This window comes from Citrobacter sp. Awk 2, from assembly GCF_028069815.1.
Lineage (GTDB): Bacteria > Pseudomonadota > Gammaproteobacteria > Enterobacterales > Enterobacteriaceae > Citrobacter.
Window position 1 is genome coordinate 1 of the sequence record NZ_JANEWL010000200.1, and the last position, 2,151, is coordinate 2,151.

Annotated in this window: 3 protein-coding genes; all 3 read right to left on the reverse strand. The window is 40.8% G+C overall.

Annotated features, from left to right (window positions below; all coding sequences use genetic code 11):
• Window positions 1-133: 133 nt before the first annotated feature.
• Window positions 134-397, reverse strand: coding sequence for a hypothetical protein (locus tag NNO02_RS23105; RefSeq protein WP_271442114.1), 264 nt, complete (start codon window positions 395-397; stop codon window positions 134-136).
• Between the two features lie 308 nt (window positions 398-705).
• Entirely contained in the window at window positions 706-1,041 is a 336-nt protein-coding gene (locus NNO02_RS23110; protein ID WP_001519747.1) for a hypothetical protein, read from the reverse strand.
• The gene (locus NNO02_RS23115) at window positions 1,038-1,433 is read right to left on the reverse strand and encodes a hypothetical protein (RefSeq protein WP_226302925.1); all 396 of its coding nucleotides are present in this window, start codon (window positions 1,431-1,433) and stop codon (window positions 1,038-1,040) included. The genes NNO02_RS23110 and NNO02_RS23115 overlap by 4 nt, the downstream gene beginning before the upstream one ends.
• Between the last annotated feature and the right edge of the window lie 718 nt (window positions 1,434-2,151).

Genomic DNA, 2,151 nt, shown 5'->3' on the forward strand with positions numbered 1-2,151 from the left:
GTGGTAATAATGATCAAGTAATGATCACCCATTATTAAACGCGCTCTATGGCATTCTGAGGGGTTTTAATAATGGACAATGGTAATGACAGGGCTTAACGTCTCACGACGTGCTGTAGCCCTTTCTTTGGTGCTTATTTCTTAGGGTGAACACCCTCTAAACGGTCAGCCTCTGCATGACGGCCACAAGCCCGCAGAGACATAATCTGTAGCTTTAATGGGTCATTGAATATAGCCTTATCAATAGCTGAATTTGAAGCAGTATGACGAACACCTGTTACTACATCAGTGGAACGAGCAGAACGGGCTAATGCAGGAGGAACACGATTCCCATGACGGTCAATGTGATACGCACCATTAGCTTTGTTTGCTTCATGCTGCGCTCTGGATAATGCCATTGTCAGCCTCCTTGTATTCTGCTTCGCAGACGTGTGAAAGTTGTTTTGTTTTCAGGTTGGCTTTACGACTCACGACAGCCTGAGTTTTGGTTTTATTAACCATCTTTCTGAGTTTGCTTTTCATCGTGCAACCAACACTCCATTACTTGTATATTGCATATATGGGATATCACTCTGTGGAGTTGGAGTTTCACGAGGAAGTTTATTTGTAGCCATTGGCTGAACACATTTGCCTGTAGGCAATGGAACCGCGCAAGAGGTAGTTTTCGCATTAAACGTTGGTTTTGTCTGAGACATTGTATTTTTCCTTATGCGCACAAATTTGAATGAAAAACTTGTGCTGGAAGTGGTTGGGTGAAAGAGATGGATTTGTTTTCTTGTAAAGATAAAGAAAGCAATTGCCTTGCTCGTTCCATCCGTTTAGTTCCAACTTTGGACTGTAGTTTGTTGCCCTTTGATTCACGAATCCAGACAGGATGAACGCCTGCTTTTATCCATAGATAACGTGGTGCTGTGATATGCCAGCCACAATGCTTGTCACCACTAAAGCTTTTGCTGATAACCAGACGGTCTTCATCTTTTAAAAGACGGGCAATAATTTCATCATTCAGCGCTTTTGCTGAAAAGTAGTGAGGTGAGTTCATTGCATACAACCTCTGGACATATCCTGGTATTGTTCCAGTTGCATTTCTTTCCACGATTTGATTCGATGGTTGCAACGAAACTTCCCATTTCCATCAACGATGGCGTAGTGAACTGAACGGTCTGACATTAAGCGTCTGCGTTGCATTTCATTAAGACGAAGGGAAATCTCTTTCGCATTCATCCAGAAAGAATAGTCATTGGTTATTACTTCAATCTGAAGCTTTCCATCTTTCTCCCGATGACATGGCATATATCCATTCTTACTCATAAATCCACCATCACTTGTCAGGTAGAATAATGAAACAAGAGTGCTATTGATTAAGTCATCAGGATATGAAGCCTGAGAAGTTGAACAGCTTGCATGAGAAGTAGGTGAAGAAATAGAATTCATTTATTTCAGTCCTTGTTTAGAGGGTTATTAAGGTTGGTTTAAGAGATTCCAGAAATTCAGACAAAGTAGAAATAGTGTCTGTATCGAATCTGGCCTGGAATCTGCAACCAGCGTGATTGTCGAGAAAGTTTGTATCTAACTTTGCTTTCTTCCAATTACTTCTGGTTGATGATAAGTAGTAAACTGGTTTGTTTCTCTCTCTTGCTCGTATCACAATAAATTTGTTGCTCATGGAAGTTAGTATGAGTATCAAAGTTTCAATGGACACGAGACTTGAGGGAATTGTATGGGTTTTCATTTCCAATCTCGTTTGTGACAGCAATTAGTGGTTAGACCAGATAATAAAGCCTCTCAATGCCACAAGGAGAGACTCTGGAATGAAATAAGGTGATTATGAGGGTAGGGCAGAGAAAGCCCTGAGATTGCCGTACAGGCGTGCTAAATGGGGCATTAGTTGGAAGTGAAAGGTAATGGATTCTGTATTATCCACGGCACCCGACTTTGACTAAATACTGCGCGTACTATCTACCTAGTACAATGAAATCAATAAATGATCACAATTAGGTATTTGTGCGCATTTATATAATTGTTCATAATGTGAGCTAAATTAGCACTTCCGGCTACTGACAGGATTTTTAGCCATTTGTATAATGCCTTTAGCCCTCTGCAAGAGAGCCATGCGGCTTGAGCTGATAACTAAAGATTAAGAGAATAAGAA

Bases quoted from the DNA above. Each gene is read 5' to 3' on its own strand.
- NNO02_RS23110 (WP_001519747.1), bottom strand. From the start codon at position 1,041: ATGAACTCACCTCACTACTTTTCAGCAAAAGCGCTGAATGATGAAATT.
- NNO02_RS23115 (WP_226302925.1), bottom strand. From the start codon at position 1,433: ATGAATTCTATTTCTTCACCTACTTCTCATGCAAGCTGTTCAACTTCT.
- NNO02_RS23105 (WP_271442114.1), bottom strand. From the start codon at position 397: ATGGCATTATCCAGAGCGCAGCATGAAGCAAACAAAGCTAATGGTGCG.